General features: G+C 68.9%; 19 protein-coding genes and 1 riboswitch. Of the genes, 10 read left to right on the top strand and 9 right to left on the bottom strand.

Features of this window, described 5'->3' with window-relative positions; genetic code table 11:
- Positions 1–31: 31 nt before the first annotated feature.
- From EV648_RS08970 to EV648_RS08955, 4 genes are read left to right on the top strand one after another with little or no spacing between them, the layout of a single operon-like run.
- Positions 32–1156 carry an NAD(P) transhydrogenase subunit alpha gene (locus tag EV648_RS08970; RefSeq protein ID WP_132287560.1) on the top strand — a complete coding sequence of 375 codons (1125 nt, stop codon included), beginning with the start codon at positions 32–34 and terminating at the stop codon, positions 1154–1156.
- A complete protein-coding gene (locus EV648_RS08965) occupies positions 1153–1458 on the top strand; it encodes an NAD(P) transhydrogenase subunit alpha (protein WP_132287557.1) in 306 nt (101 codons plus the stop codon). The genes EV648_RS08970 and EV648_RS08965 overlap by 4 nt, the downstream gene beginning before the upstream one ends.
- Positions 1455–2825 carry an NAD(P)(+) transhydrogenase (Re/Si-specific) subunit beta gene (locus tag EV648_RS08960; RefSeq protein WP_132287554.1) on the top strand — a complete coding sequence of 457 codons (1371 nt, stop codon included), beginning with the start codon at positions 1455–1457 and terminating at the stop codon, positions 2823–2825. Before EV648_RS08965 ends, EV648_RS08960 begins: the two co-directional genes overlap by 4 nt.
- Positions 2826–2882: 57 nt before the next feature.
- On the top strand, positions 2883–3221 hold the full coding sequence (locus EV648_RS08955) for a hypothetical protein (RefSeq protein WP_132287551.1): 339 nt from the start codon (positions 2883–2885) through the stop codon (positions 3219–3221).
- Positions 3222–3874: 653 nt separating this feature from the next.
- Here EV648_RS08955 and EV648_RS08950 read toward each other — a convergent pair.
- The gene (locus tag EV648_RS08950) at positions 3875–4729 is read right to left on the bottom strand and encodes a helix-turn-helix transcriptional regulator (RefSeq protein WP_241994979.1); all 855 of its coding nucleotides are present in this window, start codon (positions 4727–4729) and stop codon (positions 3875–3877) included.
- A 427-nt stretch (positions 4730–5156) separates the two neighbouring features.
- On the opposite strand from EV648_RS08950, the gene purF reads away from it, so the two are divergent.
- Positions 5157–6719: an amidophosphoribosyltransferase gene (gene purF, locus EV648_RS08945; protein WP_132287548.1), complete on the top strand. Its 1563-nt coding sequence runs from the start codon at positions 5157–5159 to the stop codon at positions 6717–6719.
- A 75-nt stretch (positions 6720–6794) separates the two neighbouring features.
- Positions 6795–7871, top strand: coding sequence for a phosphoribosylformylglycinamidine cyclo-ligase (purM, locus tag EV648_RS08940; protein ID WP_199234506.1), 1077 nt, complete (start codon positions 6795–6797; stop codon positions 7869–7871).
- A gap of 245 nt (positions 7872–8116) precedes the next feature.
- Here purM and EV648_RS08935 read toward each other — a convergent pair whose 3' ends face one another.
- The 3 genes from EV648_RS08935 to EV648_RS08925 form a co-directional block, all read right to left on the bottom strand.
- Positions 8117–8308 carry a DUF3073 domain-containing protein gene (locus EV648_RS08935; RefSeq protein WP_132287542.1) on the bottom strand — a complete coding sequence of 64 codons (192 nt, stop codon included), beginning with the start codon at positions 8306–8308 and terminating at the stop codon, positions 8117–8119.
- A 215-nt stretch (positions 8309–8523) separates the two neighbouring features.
- Positions 8524–9339, bottom strand: a complete 816-nt coding sequence (locus EV648_RS08930) for an ABC transporter permease (RefSeq protein WP_132287539.1) — start codon at positions 9337–9339, stop codon at positions 8524–8526.
- A 39-nt stretch (positions 9340–9378) separates the two neighbouring features.
- Positions 9379–10266 (bottom strand): ABC transporter ATP-binding protein, encoded by an 888-nt coding sequence (locus EV648_RS08925; protein ID WP_132287536.1) that lies wholly within the window; start codon positions 10264–10266, stop codon positions 9379–9381.
- A gap of 143 nt (positions 10267–10409) precedes the next feature.
- On the opposite strand from EV648_RS08925, the gene EV648_RS08920 reads away from it, so the two are divergent.
- Together EV648_RS08920 and EV648_RS08915 are read left to right on the top strand one after the other, a co-directional pair.
- Positions 10410–11573: a sensor histidine kinase gene (locus EV648_RS08920; RefSeq protein ID WP_132287533.1), complete on the top strand. Its 1164-nt coding sequence runs from the start codon at positions 10410–10412 to the stop codon at positions 11571–11573.
- A complete protein-coding gene (locus tag EV648_RS08915) occupies positions 11570–12226 on the top strand; it encodes a response regulator transcription factor (protein ID WP_132287530.1) in 657 nt (218 codons plus the stop codon). The genes EV648_RS08920 and EV648_RS08915 overlap by 4 nt, the downstream gene beginning before the upstream one ends.
- A gap of 173 nt (positions 12227–12399) precedes the next feature.
- Here the strand turns inward: EV648_RS08915 and EV648_RS08910 are convergent, their stop codons facing one another.
- Together EV648_RS08910 and EV648_RS08905 are read right to left on the bottom strand one after the other, a co-directional pair.
- Positions 12400–13149: an NlpC/P60 family protein gene (locus EV648_RS08910; protein WP_241994978.1), complete on the bottom strand. Its 750-nt coding sequence runs from the start codon at positions 13147–13149 to the stop codon at positions 12400–12402.
- Between the two features lie 113 nt (positions 13150–13262).
- Positions 13263–13455, bottom strand: a riboswitch (cyclic di-AMP (ydaO/yuaA leader).
- A 259-nt stretch (positions 13456–13714) separates the two neighbouring features.
- Positions 13715–14677 (bottom strand): threo-3-hydroxy-L-aspartate ammonia-lyase, encoded by a 963-nt coding sequence (locus EV648_RS08905; protein ID WP_132287524.1) that lies wholly within the window; start codon positions 14675–14677, stop codon positions 13715–13717.
- 118 nt (positions 14678–14795) lie between these two features.
- On the opposite strand from EV648_RS08905, the gene EV648_RS08900 reads away from it, so the two are divergent.
- The gene (locus tag EV648_RS08900; RefSeq protein WP_132287521.1) at positions 14796–15158 is read left to right on the top strand and encodes a YciI family protein; all 363 of its coding nucleotides are present in this window, start codon (positions 14796–14798) and stop codon (positions 15156–15158) included.
- A 57-nt stretch (positions 15159–15215) separates the two neighbouring features.
- Here the strand turns inward: EV648_RS08900 and EV648_RS43915 are convergent, their stop codons facing one another.
- The 3 genes from EV648_RS43915 to EV648_RS08885 form a co-directional block, all read right to left on the bottom strand.
- Positions 15216–15836 carry a DUF6058 family natural product biosynthesis protein gene (locus EV648_RS43915; protein ID WP_241994977.1) on the bottom strand — a complete coding sequence of 207 codons (621 nt, stop codon included), beginning with the start codon at positions 15834–15836 and terminating at the stop codon, positions 15216–15218.
- A gap of 68 nt (positions 15837–15904) precedes the next feature.
- Complete coding sequence (locus EV648_RS08890; protein ID WP_199234505.1) at positions 15905–16474, bottom strand: GNAT family N-acetyltransferase; 570 nt, start codon at positions 16472–16474, stop codon at positions 15905–15907.
- The gene (locus tag EV648_RS08885; protein ID WP_132287518.1) at positions 16474–17163 is read right to left on the bottom strand and encodes a TetR/AcrR family transcriptional regulator; all 690 of its coding nucleotides are present in this window, start codon (positions 17161–17163) and stop codon (positions 16474–16476) included. Before EV648_RS08885 ends, EV648_RS08890 begins: the two co-directional genes overlap by 1 nt.
- Before the next feature lie 89 nt (positions 17164–17252).
- Here EV648_RS08885 and EV648_RS08880 point away from each other — a divergent pair, with 89 nt between their 5' ends.
- Positions 17253–18680 (top strand): MFS transporter, encoded by a 1428-nt coding sequence (locus EV648_RS08880; protein WP_132287515.1) that lies wholly within the window; start codon positions 17253–17255, stop codon positions 18678–18680.

The raw sequence follows: 18680 nt of genomic DNA, 5'->3' as shown, positions 1-18680 counted from the left end.
GGCACCCAGGGTTTGGCATAGGTTTCGGCGAGTGAAGATCGCAGTAGTGCGAGAGACCAGACCGGCGGAGCGCCGCGTGGCGCTGGTGCCGGAACAAGTCGTGAAACTCGTCCAGCTCGGCTACGAGGTCGCGGTCGAACCCGCGGCCGGCGAGCGCGCGCTGTATTCCGACGACGCCTACCGCGACGCGGGGGCCGAGGTGGCCTGGGGTGCCGACCACGCGGCCACCGTGGTGGCGTCGGTGCAGCCGCTGGAACGGGAACGCCTGCAACGGCTGCACGCCGGTACGGCGCTGATGTCGTTCCTGCCGACGAACCCGCCGGACGTGATCCGGGCCGCGACCCGGGCCAAGCTGACCGCGTTCGCGATGGAGCTGATCCCGCGGATCTCCCGGGCCCAGTCGATGGACGCGCTATCCTCCCAGGCCCTGGTCGCCGGGTACCGCGCGGCGATCGTCGCGGCGGAACGCCTGCCCAGGTTCTTCCCGCTGAACATGACCGCCGCCGGCACGGTGCCGCCCGCCCAGGTGCTCGTCCTGGGCGCGGGCGTCGCCGGTCTGCAGGCGATCGCCACCGCCAAGCGTCTCGGCGCGGTCGTGAAGGCGTACGACGTGCGCACCGCCGCGGCCGAGGAGATCGCCTCGATGGGCGCCCAGCCGATCGAGCTGGAGCTCGGCACCCTGGACGGACCGGGCGGCTACGCCCGCGAGATGACCGAGGAGCGGGCCCAGTTGCAGCGCGACCTGCTCGCGCCGTACGTCGCGGGCGCGGACGCGCTGATCACCACGGCGGCGGTGCCCGGGCGGACCGCGCCGATCCTGGTGTCGCGGGCCATGGTCGAGCAGATGAAACCCGGCTCGGTCGTGGTCGACCTGGCCTCGGAGTCCGGCGGCAACGTCGAGGGCTCGGTGGCCGGGACCGAGCTGATGATCGGCAACGCGCTGGTCTGGGGTGGCGCGAACGTGCCCAGCCAGATGGCCGGACCGGCCAGCCGGCTGTACGGGCAGAACATCGCGAACCTGATCACCCTGATGACCCGGGATGCCGAGTTCGCCCCGGACTTCAACGACGAGATCGTCCGCGGCTGCTGCGTCACCCACGACGGCAGCGTGCTGCACGAGCCGACCCGCGAGTTGCTGGAAGGACCGATGGCATGACCGAGACCATCGCTTTGCTGACGATCTTCGTGCTCGCGGCCTTCGTCGGCGTCGAGGTGATCAGCAAGGTCAGCTCGACCCTGCACACCCCGCTGATGTCCGGCGCGAACGCGATCCACGGCGTCATCCTGGTCGGCGCGATCATCGTCACCGGCCAGGCGGATTCCGCGCTGGTCGTGGCGGTCGGCCTGCTGGCCGTCGTGCTGGCGACCGTGAACATGGTGGGCGGTTTCGTCGTCACCGACCGGATGCTGCAGATGTTCCGCGGTCCGGCGGGTCGCAAGAAGGAGCTGCACAAGTGATCGCAACCTGGGCCCAGATCGGTTACCTGATCTCGGCGGTCTGCTTCATCGTCGCGCTGAAGGCGTTGTCGTCACCGCGCAGCGCCCGGACCGGCAACCTGCTCGGCGCGGCCGGCGCCGCCCTCGCCGTGGTGATCACGTTCGTCGCCTACAAGCCCGATCACCTGGTGCCGATCCTGATCGCCCTGCTGATCGGCACGGTCGCCGGGGTGGTCGGTTCGCGCCGGGTGCAGATGACCCACATGCCGCAACTGGTGGCGCTCTTCAACGGTGTCGGTGGTGGCGCGGCCGCTCTGGTCGCCTTGATCGAGCTCGGCGAGGTGCGCGACGGCCAGACCATCGCCGCCATCGCGACCGCCTTCACCATCCTGGTCGGCGCGATCAGCTTCTCCGGCTCGGTGGTGACGTTCGCCAAGCTGCAGGAACTGATGACCACCCGCCCGGTCACCTTCCCGGGGCTCCCCGTGCTCTTCGTGGCGGGCCTGCTCGGTGGCATCGCGCTGTCGGCGTGGCTCGTCTCCGACCCGCGCGTGTGGGTCGGCGTCCTCCTCTGCCTGGTCGGACTGGCCGTCGGTGTGATGCTGGTGCTGCCCGTCGGCGGGGCCGACGTACCGATCGTCATCTCGCTGCTGAACGCGTTCACCGGTCTGACCGTGGCCGCGGGTGGCTACGTGCTCGGCAACAGCCTGCTGCTGATCGCCGGAACCCTGGTCGGCGCGGCCGGTACGTTGCTGACCAAGCTGATGGCCGACGCGATGGGCCGCTCGGTCTTCAACATCCTGTTCGGCGCGGTCCGCGGCGGCTCCACCCTGGGTGCCGGGACCGCCTCCGAGCGCCCGGTGATCTCCGGTGGCGCCGAGGACGTGGCGATCCTGCTGGGATACGCCCAGCGCGTGATCATCGTCCCCGGCTACGGCCTCGCCGTCGCCCAGGCCCAGCACACCCTCCGCGACCTGGTCGAGGAGTTGCAGGGCCGGGGTGTGAAGGTCGACTACGCGATCCACCCGGTCGCGGGCCGGATGCCCGGCCACATGAACGTCCTGCTCGCCGAGGCCCAGGTCCCGTACGACCAGTTGCGCGAGATGGACGAGATCAACGGCGACTTCAAGTCCGCCGACGTGGCCCTCGTGGTCGGCGCCAACGACGTGGTCAACCCGGCCGCCCGCAACTCCCCGAGCGCCCCGATCTACGGCATGCCCATCCTGAACGCCGACGAGGCCCAGCGCGTCATCTTCCTCAAGCGCTCCATGCGCCCAGGATTCGCCGGCATCGAGAACGAACTCCTCTACGACCCCCGAACCACCCTCCTCTTCGGCGACGCCCGAGACTCCCTCACCAAACTCCTCGCCGCCGTCAAGAACGTGTGACCGGGGTTGGGGATCGCGTCCAGGAGTTCCTGGGTGTAGGGGGCCTCCGCGTGCTGGATGAGGTGGAGGGGTGATCTGACCGTCGAGAATGTCGCGGATCTCTATGTGGGCAACGCTTTCATGGCCGCCGTGCACGATGCCGACCAGCCGCTGACGTCGCTGGAGTTGCTGGTCGGTGCTCTCCCTTCCCGCGACACCGACGGCACTCACTGCACGCTCCTGGCCGACGCCCTTGGCCTGGCCTCGGGCGCTCTCGTCAACGGCACGGCCGAGTACTTCCCATCAGTCCGAGCGTCCTCCTGGGCGCCCGCCAAGGCCGAGGTCCGGGTCGGTGTGCTGCAACCGGTCTCCGGCGGTGGCGAGGTCTTCGCAAGGCCGAGTCCTCCGACACCCTGACCCTCAAAGCAGCGGGGCGAGCCCGCCCGGGCGGTGATCCGAACCACCGGTGAGATCGATGCCCCCGGCGCCGAGATCACCCGCGACGGCCCGCTCGCCACCCTCACTGGAGCACGCCAGACTCCGTTGTCATCACAGTCACCTGACCGGCAGGTCACTTCAGCCGACAGTCGTGTTACAAGCACTAATCCGTCGGACAATGCACCGCTCCGACCTTTCGATCGCTTTGTGCTGCCCGAAAGTGGCCGATGACAACGTTCCTCCTCCGTCGTTGTCCGTGCGGCACTGATGAACCGAATGGAACACCCAACAAGCAGATATCTGGCGAAATCTCAAGCTTTTGGCATCTTCTGGCCACCAATCCCACCAAGTGGCCACCTCGGACCTGAAGTGGTCTAGTCCGCCGAGCGGAGGATGCGGCGCAACCCCATCCCTGCTGGACGTTTCGGCGTTCCGGGCGCCGGCCCATCGATCTGTGCCGCGATTTCCGCGTTTCCCGCAGAAGCTCGAAGCGGCTTCTGCGTGGTCGCCCGGCGGTCGAAAGTCAGTCGCGTCGTGCCGGCAGGAGGGGCCACCCAGCAGAATGAATAGCAGCTGCATTCTTCACATTTACTACGACCGCATTTCCAGTAATTCAGGGAATTCGGCGAAGCTCAGACCCAGCCGCGTTTTGCGGCGGCTACACCCAACTCGAAGCGGCTGGTGGCGTCCAGGCGCTCGGAGAGGTTGGCGGTGATGCGGCGGGCCGTGCGCAGTGAGATGCCGAGGAGGCGGGCGACCTGCTCGTCCTTGGCGCCGCCGGCCAGCAGGCGCAGTACCTCGGCCTCGTGCGGGGACAGCGGGGTGTTGTTGTCGCGGTCCTCGGGAGCGAACAGTTCCGTGGCGCGGGACCAGTACGAATCGAAGAGGGCGAGCGCGACCGAGACGACTGCGGGGCTGCGGTGGATCACCGCGCCGGCCGTCGGGTTCTCCGGGTCCATCGCCATGATGGCGATCTCCTGGTCGAAGATGAGCAGCCGCATCGGCAGGGTCGGGGTGGCGCGCACCTCGCCGCCCATCCGGTGCAACGTCGCCGCGTAGTCGAAGCCGGGCTTGGACACCGTCATGCTCTGCAGGTAGATGGTGCGCATCTTCAGGCCGCGCTCGAGCAGCGGCATGTCCGGGGAGCCCTCGACCGGGTGGATGGTGTCGTCGATGTGGGCCGGCACCATGCCCCAGAAGGTGTCCTTGGCCTTCATGCCCAGCTCTTCGATCCGGCGGGACGCGTTCGCCCGGCCCTTCAGCACCTCGACGTCGCCGCTGCTGCGCGAGGTGAGCAGCTCGTTGTACTGCTCGGCGATCACCTCCGCCGACGATTCCGCCTGGCGGAGCGCGTTGAGCTGCGTGGTCAGCTCGCCGCGACGGCGCTCGACCAGCCCGGACAGGCCGACCCGCGGGTGCACCGCGTGCTCGGAGTCGGGGTCGGTCCAGGTCGGCACCAGCAGGTCGAGCTTCCGCAGGTGCTCCATGACCTGGAGGACTTCATCGAGCGGCGAATTCAGTCGCGCGGAAATCTGCTCCGGCGTACTGTCTGGATGGCTTAAGAGGGCGTGGTAGACCGCAAAGGTGGCTTCGTCCACACCTAGCGGTTCCAGCACGGCTGTTCACTCCTTCAGCGCTTGTTTGGAACCGACCATATACAGAGTGCGTCGACATTGAGCGCTTGTTTGGGTGGTTCACATTATTCGGAGGAACGTGTCGTGATCAAGAAGTGGCTAAAAGTAGTCGCCGGCGGCCTGATGGTGGCCGCTCTCACCGTGATTCCGTTCGGTGCCGGGACCGTCACCCAGTCCGCCGATCAGCCGGCATCCGATCACTGTCCCGCGATGACGTGTTGGTAGCCCGCGGCCGGTAGCGCGGCGAGGAGCGCCGTAACGGTCCCGTAGACTGTGCCGCGTGGCTCGTGGCGATGGTCGGCTCACTCATGATCTTGACCCGCAGGATCTAGGCCCGCAGGACGCTTGTGGCGTCTTCGGGGTCTGGGCACCGGGGGAAGAGGTCGCCAAACTCACCTATTTCGGGCTCTACGCTCTGCAGCACCGGGGGCAGGAGTCGGCTGGCATCGCGGTCAGCAACGGCAGCCAGATCCTGGTCTACAAGGACATGGGTCTGGTCAGCCAGGCATTCGACGAGGCCACCCTGGCGTCCCTGCGGGGGCACATCGCGGTCGGCCACTGCCGGTACTCGACGACCGGATCGAGCGTCTGGGCCAACGCCCAGCCGACGTTCCGGTCGACCGCGACCGGCTCGATCGCGCTCGGGCACAACGGCAACCTCACCAACACCGGTGAGCTGGCCGCCACGCTCGACGGCAGCGACGACCTCGACCTGGGGCTGGACCTCGAGGTCGAGCACGCCAAGGCGAACGCCAAGCACGGCGCCTCCTCGGACACCGACATCCTCACCTCGATGCTCGCCGGGTACCCGGACCTCACCATCGAGGAGGCGGCCGCCAAGGTGCTCCCGAAGGTCAAGGGCGCCTACAGCCTGATCTTCATGGACGAGACCACCCTGTACGCCGCTCGCGACCCGCAGGGGATCCGCCCGCTGGTGCTCGGCCGGCTGGAACGCGGCTGGGTGATCGCCAGCGAGACCGCCGCCCTGGACATCGTCGGCGCCAGCTTCATCCGGGAGGTCGAGCCGGGCGAGATCGTCGCGATCGACGAGGAGGGCCTGCGCTCCACCCGGTTCGCCGAGGCGGACCCCAAGGGCTGCCTGTTCGAGTTCGTCTACCTGGCCCGCCCGGACACCCAGATCTCCGGCCAGCGGATCCACTCCACCCGGGTCGAGGTCGGCCGCCGGCTCGCCCGCGAGCACCCGGTCGAGGCCGACCTGGTCATCGCGACCCCGGAGTCCGGCACGCCGGGCGCGATCGGGTACGCCGAGGAGTCGGGCATCCCCTACGGCTCCGGCCTGGTCAAGAACGCCTACGTCGGCCGGACCTTCATCCAGCCGAGCCAGACCATCCGCCAGCTCGGCATCCGGCTGAAGCTGAACCCGCTGCGCGAGGTGATCGAGGGCAAGCGGCTGGTGGTCGTGGACGACTCGATCGTGCGCGGCAACACCCAGCGCGCGGTGATCCGGATGCTGCGCGAGTCCGGCGCGGCCGAGATCCACGTCCGGATCTCCTCGCCGCCGGTGAAGTGGCCGTGCTTCTACGGCATCGACTTCGCCAGCCGGGCCGAGCTGATCGCGAACGGCCTGAACACCGAGGAGATCTGCCGCTCGATCGGTGCGGACTCGCTCGGCTACGTCAGCCTGGACGGGCTGATCGAGGCCACCACGGTGCCGAAGGACAAGCTCTGCCGGGCCTGCTTCGACGGCGTCTACCCGGTCGCCCTGCCGAACCCGGAGCACCTGGGCAAGCACCTGCTCGAGCTCCCGGTCAGCACCGACGTCGACGGGCTCGCCACGGTCTCCGGCGGCGCCGGCGCCGCGGACGCGCTGGCCCGGCCCTAAGCAGTTCGGGGCCCGAGCAGTCGGCCCCGGCCAGCCGGCTCTTCAGGAGCCGGCTCTGACCCAAGGAGAAACATCGTGAGCCAGGGCGCCAGCTACGCCGCCGCGGGAGTCGACATCGAGGCCGGTGACCGGGCCGTCGAGCTGATGAAGGAGTGGGTGGCCAAGGCGACCCGCCCCGAGGTGGTGGGCGGCCTCGGCGGATTCGCCGGGCTGTTCGACGCCACCGCGCTGACGGCGTACCGGCGGCCGTTGCTGGCGACGTCCACCGACGGAGTCGGGACCAAGGTCGCGATCGCCCAGAAGATGGACCGGCACGACACGATCGGCTTCGACCTGGTCGGCATGGTCGTCGACGACCTGGTGGTCTGCGGCGCCGAGCCGCTGTTCATGACCGACTACATCTGCACCGGCAAGGTGGTCCCGGAGACGATCGCGCAGATCGTCAAGGGCATCGCCGAGGCCTGCGTCGAAGCCGGCACCGCCCTCGTCGGCGGCGAGACGGCCGAGCACCCCGGCCTGCTGAAGCCCGACGAGTACGACGTGGCCGGCGCCTCGACGGGTGTCGTGGAGGCCGACGAACTCCTCGGCGCCGAGCGGGTCAGGGCGGGCGACGTGGTGGTCGCGATGGCCTCGTCAGGGCTGCACTCGAACGGGTACTCCCTGGTCCGGCACGTCTTCTTCGACCGGGCCCGCTGGGAGCTCGACCGGGAGGTTCCCGAGCTGGGCGGCACCCTCGGCGACACCCTGCTGATCCCGACCCGGGTCTACGCCAAGCACTGCCTGGAGCTGATCCAGGAGCTGAACGGGAACGACGACAAGCCGCTGCACGCGATGTCGCACATCACCGGCGGTGGGTTCGCCGCGAACCTGGCCCGGGTCGTCCCGGACGACCTGGCTGTTCGGATCGACCGGTCCAGCTGGACACCGGCGCCGATCTTCGGACTGGTCGGGCTGCTCGGCGATGTGCCGCTGCTCGAGCTGGAGAAGACGCTGAACATGGGCGTCGGCATGGTCGCGGTGCTCGACCCGGCCGCGGCCGACCGGGCGATCGCAGTACTGGCCGAGCGGGAGATCCCGGCGTGGGTGTGCGGTGAGGTCACCGCGGCCGACGGCCGGACCGGCGTGGAACTCCAGGGCGACTACGCGCACTAAGGCCCAGCCACGGCACAGCCACGCGGGCCGCTGTCGGGCAGGACGAAGGCAGCTCGCGCGCGACGTCGGAGGAACCTCAGATCAGGACCTGAGATTCCTCCGACGTCGTGCTGAGTTCTGCTGCCGGCAAAAAGGCAAGCAAACATCACCTGTAGTGCCGTGTGGTGAAACTCGTCGGCCGAGCACGGGCGATCTGCTCACGCACCTAGGTGCGTGAGCAGATCATCCTGAGTGCTGCTGCAGCTTTACCGACGGGGGTGGTAGTCGTCGGCGTCATCGCCGGCGTCTGTGTCGTTGTTGCCGTTCGCAGATCGGCTGCCGCCCTCGTCGCCGCCGGACAGCTCACGCTTGAGCTGGTCCAAGTCGGTGTCCCAGGTGCGGTACTTCAGGTCGCGTGCGACCTTCGTCTGCTTGGCCTTTGCACGGCCGCGCCCCATAGCGTCGACCCCCTCGCACAAGTCAACCGGGTACGCAGCGTGGCGCCCACGGATCAGTCGTCAGTAATCGTGGTTCTAGGTTACCCGGACCAGGGGACAGACACACGCACCGCCCCCTGACTGGATGCACCGAGAGGTCCGATGACAGGCCGGAAGGCCTGTCCGATCCCCTCAAATCGGCCAGGCCCTCCGCGTCTTTGCCGCCTTTAGCGGTGTTACTTCGCCTCGCGACGTGAGCTTGCCCACAGTCCGGCGATGGTCGGCAGCACGATCCAGACCCCGATCGCGGTCAGCGTCTCGGGCACCATCCCGTGCAGATCACGCTCGGCGATCCGGCCGAAGGCGCCGAACACGTCCAGCCAGTCGGCGTTGGCCTTGAACAGCGCCGGGCCGGCCAGCGCCCAGGCGGTCGGGGCGACGAAGAAGACCAGGATCGCGACCGCGGTCTGGGCGATCACCGCACCGAAGGCGGCACCCATCACGACGTTCAGCGCGGTGGTCAGGTAGGCCCCGGCCAGCGAACCGCCCAGCCCGGCGTACGTCGCTCCGTCGCCGCCGGTGGCACCACCGATGGCGGTGGCGGCCAGCGCGAGCACGGTGGTCGCGGTCAGCACGACGACGCTGAGCACGATCGCCGAGACGAACTTGGCCAGCTGGACCCGGACCCGGCGGGGCGACAGCGTGAAGGTGGTCAGCGCGGTCCGCTGGGTCCACTCGCTCGTCATCGCCATCACGCCGATCACCGGCAGCAACAGCTGGACACCGGTGGAGGCGGCCGCCAGGTAGCTGTCGAAGGCCTGCTGACCGGATTCCATGTGAGTGAGCTGCCAGGTCAGGGCGGCGACGGCCAGCGCCAGGATGGCCAGGATCAGCACCCGGCCGCTCCGGGTGTCGACGGACTTGCGCAGCTCGGTCGTGACGAGCTTGAGGAACGACTGGCCTCGGGCGGGCGGCAACGAGGTGGCGACGGCCGCCCGGTGCTTGCCCGGGGCCGCGGTCGCGGCCGGGGAGGTGATTTCAGTGACTGCCATGGTGATGAGCTCCAGGAGGTAGCAGGAAGAAGAAGGTGATCAGGCGGCGACCGCGGTCGGGCTGGTGAGCTGGAAGAACAGCTCCTCCAGACCGGCGCCGTCGCTCTCGCGCAGTTCGAGGAGGATCTGTCCGGCAGCAGCGGCCGCACGGCCGACCTGCTCGGCGGTGGCGTCGACCCGCAGCGCGCCGTCCTGCAGCGGCTCGAGGCCGAGACCGGCGGCGGTCAGCGCCTCGTTCAGGCCGATCGGGTCGAGCCCGCGGACGAGCGTGCCGCTCCCGGCGAGCAGCTCCTCCAGCGAGCCGTTGGCGACGATCCGGCCACCCCCGATGACGACCAGCTGGTCCACCGTCGCCTGGACCTCGCCCAGCAGGTGGCTGGACAGGATGACGGTGCCGCCGCGCGACGCGAAGTCCTGCAGCAGACCGCGCATCCACCGGATGCCCTCGGGGTCCATACCGTTGGCCGGCTCGTCCAGGATCAGTACCGCGGGGTCGCCGAGCAGGGCGCTCGCGATGCCGAGGCGCTGCCGCATGCCCAGGGAGTACTGCCCGACGCGGCGCTTCGCGGCCGAGGTGAGCCCGACGGCCTCCAGCATCTCGTCCGCGCGGCTGTTCGGGACGCCGAGCAGACCGGCGTTGAGCAGCAGCGTCTCCCGGCCAGTGCGGCCCGGGTGCTGAGCGGCCGCGTCCAGCATGACCCCGACGACTCGCCCGGGGTTCGGCAGTTCGGCGTACTTCTTGCCGGTGATGGTCGCGCGGCCCGAGGTGGGTGGAGTGAGGCCCGTCAGCATGCGCAGGGTGGTGGACTTGCCGGCGCCGTTCGGGCCGAGGAATCCGGTGATGCTGCCTGGCTCGACGGTGAAGGACACGTCGTGGACGGCCGTGGTGCTGCCATATCGCTTGCTGAGGTTCTCGACGGTGATCATGGCCGCAACTCTTCCGTTCGCGACCCCCTCCGCGCATCGACCGACCGGCTGCTCCGACCCCCTACGAAAGTCGTCAGGATCCTGGCCCGACCCCCACCGGAAGAGGGACGAAAGTCAGGGTCGGGGGCAACTACGCTGACGCAATGGGACGGTTGCGGCGCTGGTACGCCTGGTTCATCCGGCGCGCGCCGCGCATCCGCGACCTGATGTTCATCGGCTTCAGCCTGCTCACCATCGTGGCGCAGTCCGCCTCCGGCCGTGCGGGCTGGGACGCCCGGGACTGGTTCGTCCTCTCCGTCGGCATCGTCGCGTCGCTGGCCCTGTGGTGGCGCCGGCGCTATCCGGTGACCGTCACGGTCATCGCGGTACTGGCGCTCGGTGTCGGGCAGATCTTCGTTCCGATGGGCCTCGCGCTGCTGACCCTGGCGATCCGCCGCCGGGACGCCGCGCTCGCTATCCTGAGCGCGGCCGCCTACGTCGCCTATGTCGTCGGCAGCTGGTCCAACAACACCGATCTCTTCGTGCTGCTGTTCACCGGACCGTTCCTGATCGGGACGTGGGTCGCGGTCGGGGCGTACATCGGCGCCCGGCGCGACCTGATGGTCTCGTTGCGGGACCGGGCCGAACGCGCCGAGGCCGAGCGGGAGCTCCGGGCGGAACAGGCCCGGCTGGGCGAGCGGGCGCGGATCGCGCAGGAGATGCACGACGTTCTCGCCCACAAGGTGTCGCTGATCGCGCTGCACGCCGGTGGACTCGAGGTGAACCCGGCCGTCGGCCCGGAGAAGGTGGAGAGTTCAGCGGGACTTATCCGCGAGACCGCCCGGCAGGCGATGGAAGACCTGCGCGAGGTGCTCGGCGTACTGCGGACCGATCAGAGCCTCGACGGCGCCGACCTCTCCCCGGTACCGCGGGCTGCGGACCTGGTCCGGCTCGTCGAGGCGTCGCGGGCGGCCGGGGTGAACGTGACGAGCGAGCTGACGTTGCCCGACGACGTACCGGCTTCCGTGGGGCGCACGGTGTACCGGATCGTGCAGGAGGCCTTGACCAACGTGCACAAGCACGCGCGCGGGGTCTGGACCGAAGTGGTGGTCAAGGGCGCGGCCGGGGCGGGCGTGACGGTGCGGGTGACGAACGTCCGGCCGGTGGCGGCTGATTCACTGTTGCCCGGATCCGGCGCGGGCCTGGTCGGTCTGAGGGAGCGAGTGACCTTGTCCGGCGGGCGGCTGGCGGTCGGACCGACCCAGGACGGCGGCTGGCGGGTCGAGGCCTGGCTGCCCTGGTCCGACGGCAAAGAAGGACAACGATGACGCGGCTGCTGATCGTGGACGACGAGGCGCTGGTCCGGGCGGGACTGAAGATGATCCTGGAGTCGGCCGACGACCTCGAGGTGGTTGCCGAGGCCGACGACGGCGCGGATGCGGCCGCGATGGTTCGCCAGCACCGGCCGGACGTGGTGCTGATGGACATCCGGATGCCGCGGCTGGACGGACTGGCCGCGACCCGGGAGGTCCAGGCGCTGCCGGATCCGCCGAAGGTCGTCGTACTGACCACGTTCGACCTGGACGACTACGTGTTCCGCGCGCTGCAGGCGGGGGCGAGCGGCTTCCTGCTGAAGGACACCCCGCCGCGGGAGTTGGTGCAGGCGGTCCGCGTCGTGGCGGCGGGGGACGCGATGCTGTCCCCAGCGGTGACTCGGCGGTTGATCGGGCACTTCGCGGCCGACCCGCGGACGGATCGGCAGCGGACCGCCCGCGAACGGCTGACCATGCTGACCGATCGGGAGCGGGAGGTGCTGGGCGCGGTCGCGCGCGGGTTGTCCAACGCCGACATCGGCCGGGAGCTGTTCATGAGCGAGGCGACCGTGAAGGCGCACGTCTCGCGGGTGCTGGTGAAGCTGGACGCCACCAACCGGGTGCAGGTCGCGATCCTGGCGCACGACGCCGGCCTGCTGGACAACTGAAACAGGCCCGGAGCCAGCGCTCGCGGGCCTGACAGCGCCGGGAAACGCGCTGGCGGTTCCGGCAGAGGAGTGAACCGGTCGCGCACCGTCGGAGGGGGGTGGGGGTTGACGGCGCGCGACCGGTTTCAGGTCAGCGTCCGCCGGGGGGAGGTGGACGCTGACGGGCTGGAGCATCAGCGGCGGCCGAAGGCCACCCTGCTGGTCCAGATCTTGGCCTTCGCGACCGGGCGACCCGGCTTCGAGGCGTGCCACAACATGTTGCCACCGGCGTAGATGCCGACGTGGTACACGCTGCCGCCACCGCTCTTGAAGAAGACGAGGTCTCCCGGCTTGGCAGCCTTGCGGCTCAGGTGCTTGGTCGCGCTGTACTGCGCACGCGACGTGCGGGGCAGCTTCTTGCCGGCCTTCTTGTAGACGTAGCCGGTGTAGCCCGAGCAGTCGAAGCCCCTCGGAGTGGTGCCGCCGTAGCGGTACGGCGTGCCCTTCAGCTTCGCGGCCTCACGCAGCACCCTGGCCTGGAAGGTCGACGCCTTCGCGGCGGTCGTCCCGTACGGGCCGTAGAAGCGCTTGTGGTTGTAGGCCCAGGTCAGCCGACCCCACGTCAGCTTGTCCATGTAGCCGGTCGGCCGGAGGCCCCACGACCTCTGGAACTTGACCAGCGCCGCGACTGTGGAGTTGCCGAACCAGCCGTCCTGGCGAATGCGCAGGACCTTCTGGATGTACTTGACGGTCTTGCCGGAGTCCCGGAACCGGATCAGCGGCCGGCTGGAGATCGGCGCGTTACCCCGGACCTGACCGGCGGTGAGGGCCTTGGTGGTGCTGGCGGATGCGGCCTGCGGTGCGGTGGCCACGGTGATCGCGGCTCCACCTCCGACGGTGAGGCCGACCGAGAGGACTGCGGCCGCGGTACGCGGTGCGGCCACGGACTTGCTGGCTTTGCGGTGCTTACCCCGAGTGCGCCCAAAGGGCCTCGTACTGGACTCGCTGGAGTGACTGACGACAGCAGGCAGCGCTGTCCGTCCGGCAGTGACGGGCATGGTTGTCTCCCGACGCCTGCGGAGTTAGCTGTCGGGTTCGGGCGGAGAGTCAATAGCCCGGTCCGCTCCCGCGGACTTCACCCCAGGGTTCCGACCACTCACGGTCGAGACCCAACCTCCTGGGTCCCCCACCCCTGCCTTGGTTGTTCGAGGGGAGCATGTGGGCCTGGCAGGGCTCGGCGTTGACACACATGCGGCTCGTTGTATTTGTCGAACCGCCGACGACTGTATAACAGAACGATCACGACGCAAACCCTCAGATCGACAGAGACCCTCCGGAAAGCGGCTGAACGGGTCCCTGACGGCTCAGGGACCTGTGGTGAACAGGTGGTGTCCTGAGCGCGTCTGAGCGTGCCTCAGGCGGGCGCGTAACGGATTCGTGTGACCTCGGTCACATCGACCGGTGGCTCTGTGTGACAACGGGCACAGTGCGTACGCAGGCTCCCCGAGTTCAGCCCCGGCCGAGCAGTTCGAGGAACCGCTCGAGGCCCACGTTCCCGCCTGAGATCACCACGCCGACGCGGTCCGGGAGCGCCTTCATCCGGCCGTTCAGCAGCGCGGCCAGGGCACTCGCGCCACTCGGCTCGACGACGATCTTCAGCCGCTCGAACGCGAACGCCATCGCCGCCCGGATCTCGTCGTCGCTGACCAGTTCGACGCTGTCCACCAGTTCCTTGTTCACCGCGAAGGTCAGCTCGCCAGGGGTGGCGATCGCCTGGCCGTCGGCGATCGTCCGCGGTACGGCGATCTCGATCCGCTTGCCGGCGGCGAGCGATCGGGCGGTGTCGTCACCCGCGGCCGGCTCGACCCCGATCACCCGGATCCCCGGGGACAGGGCGGTGGCGGCCGTCGCGCAGCCGGCGATCAGCCCACCGCCTCCGATTGGGACGAGCAGCGCGCCGAGCGGCCCGACCTCCTCGATCAGCTCCAGCGCGACCGTGCCTTGCCCGGCCATCACGTCGTAGTGGTCGTACGGCGGAATCAGCGTCAGGCCGCGCTCGACCGCGAGCTGCTGGGCAAGAGCCGCCCGGTCCTGGGCATACCGGTCGTAGGTGACCACCTCGGCGCCGTACCCGCGGGTGGCGGCCATCTTCGTCGGCGGCGCGTCCGTCGGCATCAGGATCACCGCGCTGGTGCCGGCCAGCCGCGCTGCCAGCGCGACCGCCTGGGCGTGGTTCCCGGACGAGTACGCCGCGACGCCGCGTGCCAGTTGGTCCTCGGTCAGCCGGCTGATCGCGTTGAACGCGCCGCGGAACTTGAACGCCCCGATCCGCTGGAAGTTCTCCGCCTTGAGGAAGACCTCGGCGCCGACCCGGTCGTTCAGGGTGCGCGAGGTGAGGACGGGCGTACGGTGTGCGGTGCCTGCGATCCGCTCCGCCGCGGCGCGGATGTCGTCGAGAGTCAGCTCAGCCATACGCAGACGCTACTTGGCCCGGCGATCTTCGTAGCATCGCGATGTCAAGGGCGCGGAGTCGGCTCCGTACTGATGACGAGAGGTTCCCGAACCGGGAGCCGACGGCTAAGGAGACATCGTGAAATACCTACTGGTCCTGAACATCAATCCCGACGTGCTGGCGGCGCTGAGCGAGGACGAGCAGCAGGCGATCTTCAGCGGCCACGAGAAGTTCATGGCTCTGGTGAAGGAGTCGGGCGAGTTCCACAGCACGGTCGCGCTGGCCGAGCCGGCCAAGACGGCGGTGGTGAAGGTTCGCGACGGCGTGCCCGCGGTGACGGACGGGCCGTTCCTGGAGGCCAAGGAGTTCCTGGCCGGCTACTACCTGCTGGACTGCGCGACCCCCGAGCGGGCCCACGAGCTGGCGGCGATGATCCCGGACGCGAGCATCGAGGGACTCGGCGTCGAAGTACGGCCGGTCGTCTTCGAGGTCGGTCTCTGAACGACGGAACCGGCAGGAGCTCCGCTGGGAGGTCCTGCCGGTTCGGGTGACGCCGCTTCAGGAGGTCTGGTCGTCGACGTTCGCGTCGGCGGCGTTCTTCTTGATCGACTCGATCCCGTTGAGCGCGGATGAATGGAGCCGAGCCCGGACCGCGGTGATGTGGGTGTCGCGGGAGACCGGGCCGTCGAAGCGCAGCCGGTCGTAGGCGGCGAACTCGGGCTCGAGTTCGTCCAGTTCGTCGACGAGGGGCTTCAGGTCGGCCGGATTGGTCGTCGCGTCGATGGCCCGCATCAGTTGGTCCTTGCGCTGGATGGTGGTCGGCGTCACCGAATGCAGGCAGACGTACTGCCCGCTCAGGTATGAGTCCCACTCTTCGTTGCCGGCGGCAACGTCAGACCACTGGCCGACGAACCACTCACGGAGGCCTTCGCCGTGCTCGTCCGCGAGTGCGAACAGGTCGGCCGGGACCATCTCGGCGCCGTCCGAGCGGAGGTAGCCCGGCATCGGCAGTTCGCCGTCGAGCATGAGGCGCCGGACCGCCTCGACGTCACGACCCTGCTCAGCGCAGAGCTCCTCGAGAACCCTGAATTGCCTTGTCACATAGGCGTCGTCGGCCCGGCTCATCGGGTGGACACCGTTGATCTCCAGGTAGCGCTGCCGAAGTTCTTCTCTGCTCATGGCCGCAACGCTAAGCCCGTGATGCTTCGGTGGCCGGCGAACTGTGGCCGCCAACTGTGGCTGGGGAACTATGGGCGTTCGGCGCCGGGCCAGGGGCCGGGTGGTGGGCCGTCGGCGTCCGGGCGTTCCTCGTCGACCGACTTGTACTGGCGGAGGCCGCGGGCCTCGTAGTTTGCCAGGGCGTAGGGGCCGTCGAGGGTGTTGGTGTGCAGCCAGACGCGGGTGACCGGTTCGAGTTCGGGGTGACGGTCGGGCATCGTCCAGGCGTGTAGCAGCCCCGCGGTGAGAAGGTGGCCGCCGATTCCGCGGCCGATGAACCCCGGCAGCAGTCCGAAGTTCTCCACCTCGACCTCGGTGCCGTCCGCCTTCAGCGCGATGTAGCCGGCGGGCGTACCGCCGACCCAGGCCACCCAGGTCTCGAAACCGGGTCGGCTGAGGTGCTCGACCCAGCGGGACCAGGTCCAGGTCAGCTTCTCGGTCCAGTGCCAGTCGCCGCCCACCGATGCGTAGAGGAAGCGGCTGAACTCAGGGGAGATCTCCTCGACCCGCCTGATCTCCAGGGGTTCTTCGGGAAGTCGCGCCGGCACGATCTCGTCCGCGCTGGTCATCTCCAGGTAGGTGACAGTGCTGACGACCACTACTTCTTCTCCTCTTGCAGATCGGTCAGTACTCCGCGGATGCCGGCCACGACCAGGTCCATCCCCAGCGAGTAGTAGCGATCTGTCGAGGACGGGCAGATCAGGGTATCCGCGGCGGCAGAGATCAGCGGGTAGCGCCTAGGGGGCAAGGCTGCCAGAGCCGCGCGCTTGACCCGGAGTGCGTCCTCCCGGGCGATCGGATCCGTGTCCTCGTTCGCGCCCGGCTCGGTCGTCACCAGGGTGATCAGCGAGCACAGCGACTGCCGGCCCACCTCGGCCGCGTCGTCGACGGAGAAGCCGCCCGAGGTGAGCAGTTCCATCGTCCGCTCGGCCATCGCCAGGCCCGCCTCGGACACCAGGATCCGGTACAGCGTCAGGTCGGCCGCCTTCGGATGCGGTCGGAGCGCGTCGACGAAGGCGGTCAGGACGGCCCGGAGCTGGAGATCCCAGCGGTCGTCGTTCGGCTCCGGCAGCCGGATGTCGGCCAGCAGCCGGTCGCCGATCGCGGCGAGCAGGTCGTTCTTGTCGCTGAAGTGCCGGTAGAGCGCCATCGGGGTGACGTCGTGGAGCTGGGCCAGCCGCCGGATGGTGACCGCGTCCAGGCCTTCGGCATCGGCGATCTCCAGCGCGGTCGCCGCGAGCTTGTCCGGGTCGAGCCGCTTAGCGGTCTCCTTGCTGATCGTCGCCACGTTGACAAGTTTACAACGTAGACCTAGCGTGTACTAGGTACGCATACGGCGTATACATACAACGTAGACAGATCTCCTGTGAGGTAGTCATGCGACGCAGTCCCTGGGCGACACTCGCGGTGTTGGCCCTAGCGCAGTTCATCGTGGTGCTCGACGTGACGATCGTGAACGTCGCGCTGCCTGAGATCCAGGCGGACCTCAACTTCTCCCCCGACTCCCTGCAGTGGGTGATCAACGCGTACACCCTGTTGTTCGGCGGCTTCCTGCTGCTGGGCGGCCGGATGGCGGACCTGCTCGGCCCCCGCCGGGTGTTCATCGCCGGCCTGCTGCTGTTCGGCGCCACCTCGCTGATCGCGGGCCTCTCGAACTCGCCGGAATTCCTGATCGGCGCCCGCGCAGTACAAGGTCTCGGCGGTGCTCTGCTGTCACCGGCGGCGCTGGCGATCCTGACGGTCACCTTCGCCCACGGGCGCGAGCGGAACATCGCGATGGGTGTCTGGGGTGGTCTCGCCGGACTCGGCGGCACCCTCGGCGTCGTGGCCGGCGGCCTGCTGGTGGATTCGCTCAGCTGGCAGTGGGTCTTCTTCGTCAACGTGCCGATCGTGATCGCCCTGGTCGCGGTCATCCCGGTCTTCGTCCGCGATACCCGGCACGGTCAGAACGGCAACCGCGCCTTCGACACCGCGGGCGCAGTACTCGGGACCGCAGGTCTGCTGTCGGTCGTGTACGGCGTAGTGCGGTCGGAGCCGAAGGGGTGGGGTTCGGCCGAGGTGATGACCTTCCTGGTTGGCGGTGTGGTTCTGCTGGCTGCCTTCGTGATGGTGGAGGCGCGGTCGAAGGCTCCGCTGGTTCCGCTGCGGTTGTTCCGATCACGGGCGCTCAGTGTGTCCAGTGGTTCGCTGGCGCTGAACGGCGCGGGGTTCCTCTCCATGTTCTTCCTGACCGCGATCTACCTGCAGCAGGTGCGCGGTGACTCGGCGCTCGAGGCGGGCGTGCACTTCCTGCCGATGGGTGGCGCGGCGATCCTCGGCGCGGCGATCGCGTCGCAAATGGTCCAGCGGGTCGGCACCCGAACTGTGCAGTTGACGGGAGCAGTGCTCAGTGTTGTGGGGTTGTTGCTGCTGTCGCAGGCTGACGCGACGGGTAGCTACGCGAGCCAGTTGCTGCCTGGGCTGATCATCTTCGGCTTCGGCATCATCGGAGTCGGCGTGCCCGGGCAGATCACCGCGGTCTCCGAGGTCGAGCACCACGAGGCCGGCGCAGCGTCCGGTGTCGTCAACGCGATGTACCAGGTGGGTGGCGCGCTCGGTCTCGCGATCGTGACCACGCTGTCGATCACCCGTACTACGGACGCTCTGGCGCACGGAGTCGCCCAGCAACAGGCTCTGGTGGACGGCTTCCAGCGAGGCCTCGTGGTCGCCGCCGGCTTCGCCGCAGCCAACGTGTTCCTGACTCTCGCGTCGCCGCAACTGCAGCCCGACGCCGAAACCATCACCGAAGCCGCCGTCGCTGCCTGA

This window comes from Kribbella sp. VKM Ac-2568, assembly GCF_004345365.1.
Lineage (GTDB): Bacteria > Actinomycetota > Actinomycetes > Propionibacteriales > Kribbellaceae > Kribbella > Kribbella orskensis.
This window is presented reverse-complemented; position numbering and strand designations above follow the sequence as displayed.

Excerpts from the sequence above, each read along its gene's own strand:
- EV648_RS08880 (WP_132287515.1), top strand. The coding sequence starts at position 17,253 with ATGCGACGCAGTCCCTGGGCGACACTCGCGGTGTTGGCCCTAGCGCAG.
- EV648_RS43915 (WP_241994977.1), bottom strand. The coding sequence starts at position 15,836 with ATGAGCAGAGAAGAACTTCGGCAGCGCTACCTGGAGATCAACGGTGTC.
- EV648_RS08935 (WP_132287542.1), bottom strand. The coding sequence starts at position 8,308 with ATGGGGCGCGGCCGTGCAAAGGCCAAGCAGACGAAGGTCGCACGCGAC.
- EV648_RS08955 (WP_132287551.1), top strand. The coding sequence starts at position 2,883 with ATGAGGTGGAGGGGTGATCTGACCGTCGAGAATGTCGCGGATCTCTAT.
- EV648_RS08915 (WP_132287530.1), top strand. The coding sequence starts at position 11,570 with ATGACGCGGCTGCTGATCGTGGACGACGAGGCGCTGGTCCGGGCGGGA.
- EV648_RS08950 (WP_241994979.1), bottom strand. The coding sequence starts at position 4,729 with ATGGAGCACCTGCGGAAGCTCGACCTGCTGGTGCCGACCTGGACCGAC.
- EV648_RS08925 (WP_132287536.1), bottom strand. The coding sequence starts at position 10,266 with ATGATCACCGTCGAGAACCTCAGCAAGCGATATGGCAGCACCACGGCC.
- EV648_RS08965 (WP_132287557.1), top strand. The coding sequence starts at position 1,153 with ATGACCGAGACCATCGCTTTGCTGACGATCTTCGTGCTCGCGGCCTTC.
- EV648_RS08930 (WP_132287539.1), bottom strand. The coding sequence starts at position 9,339 with ATGGCAGTCACTGAAATCACCTCCCCGGCCGCGACCGCGGCCCCGGGC.
- EV648_RS08905 (WP_132287524.1), bottom strand. The coding sequence starts at position 14,677 with ATGGCTGAGCTGACTCTCGACGACATCCGCGCCGCGGCGGAGCGGATC.
- EV648_RS08920 (WP_132287533.1), top strand. The coding sequence starts at position 10,410 with ATGGGACGGTTGCGGCGCTGGTACGCCTGGTTCATCCGGCGCGCGCCG.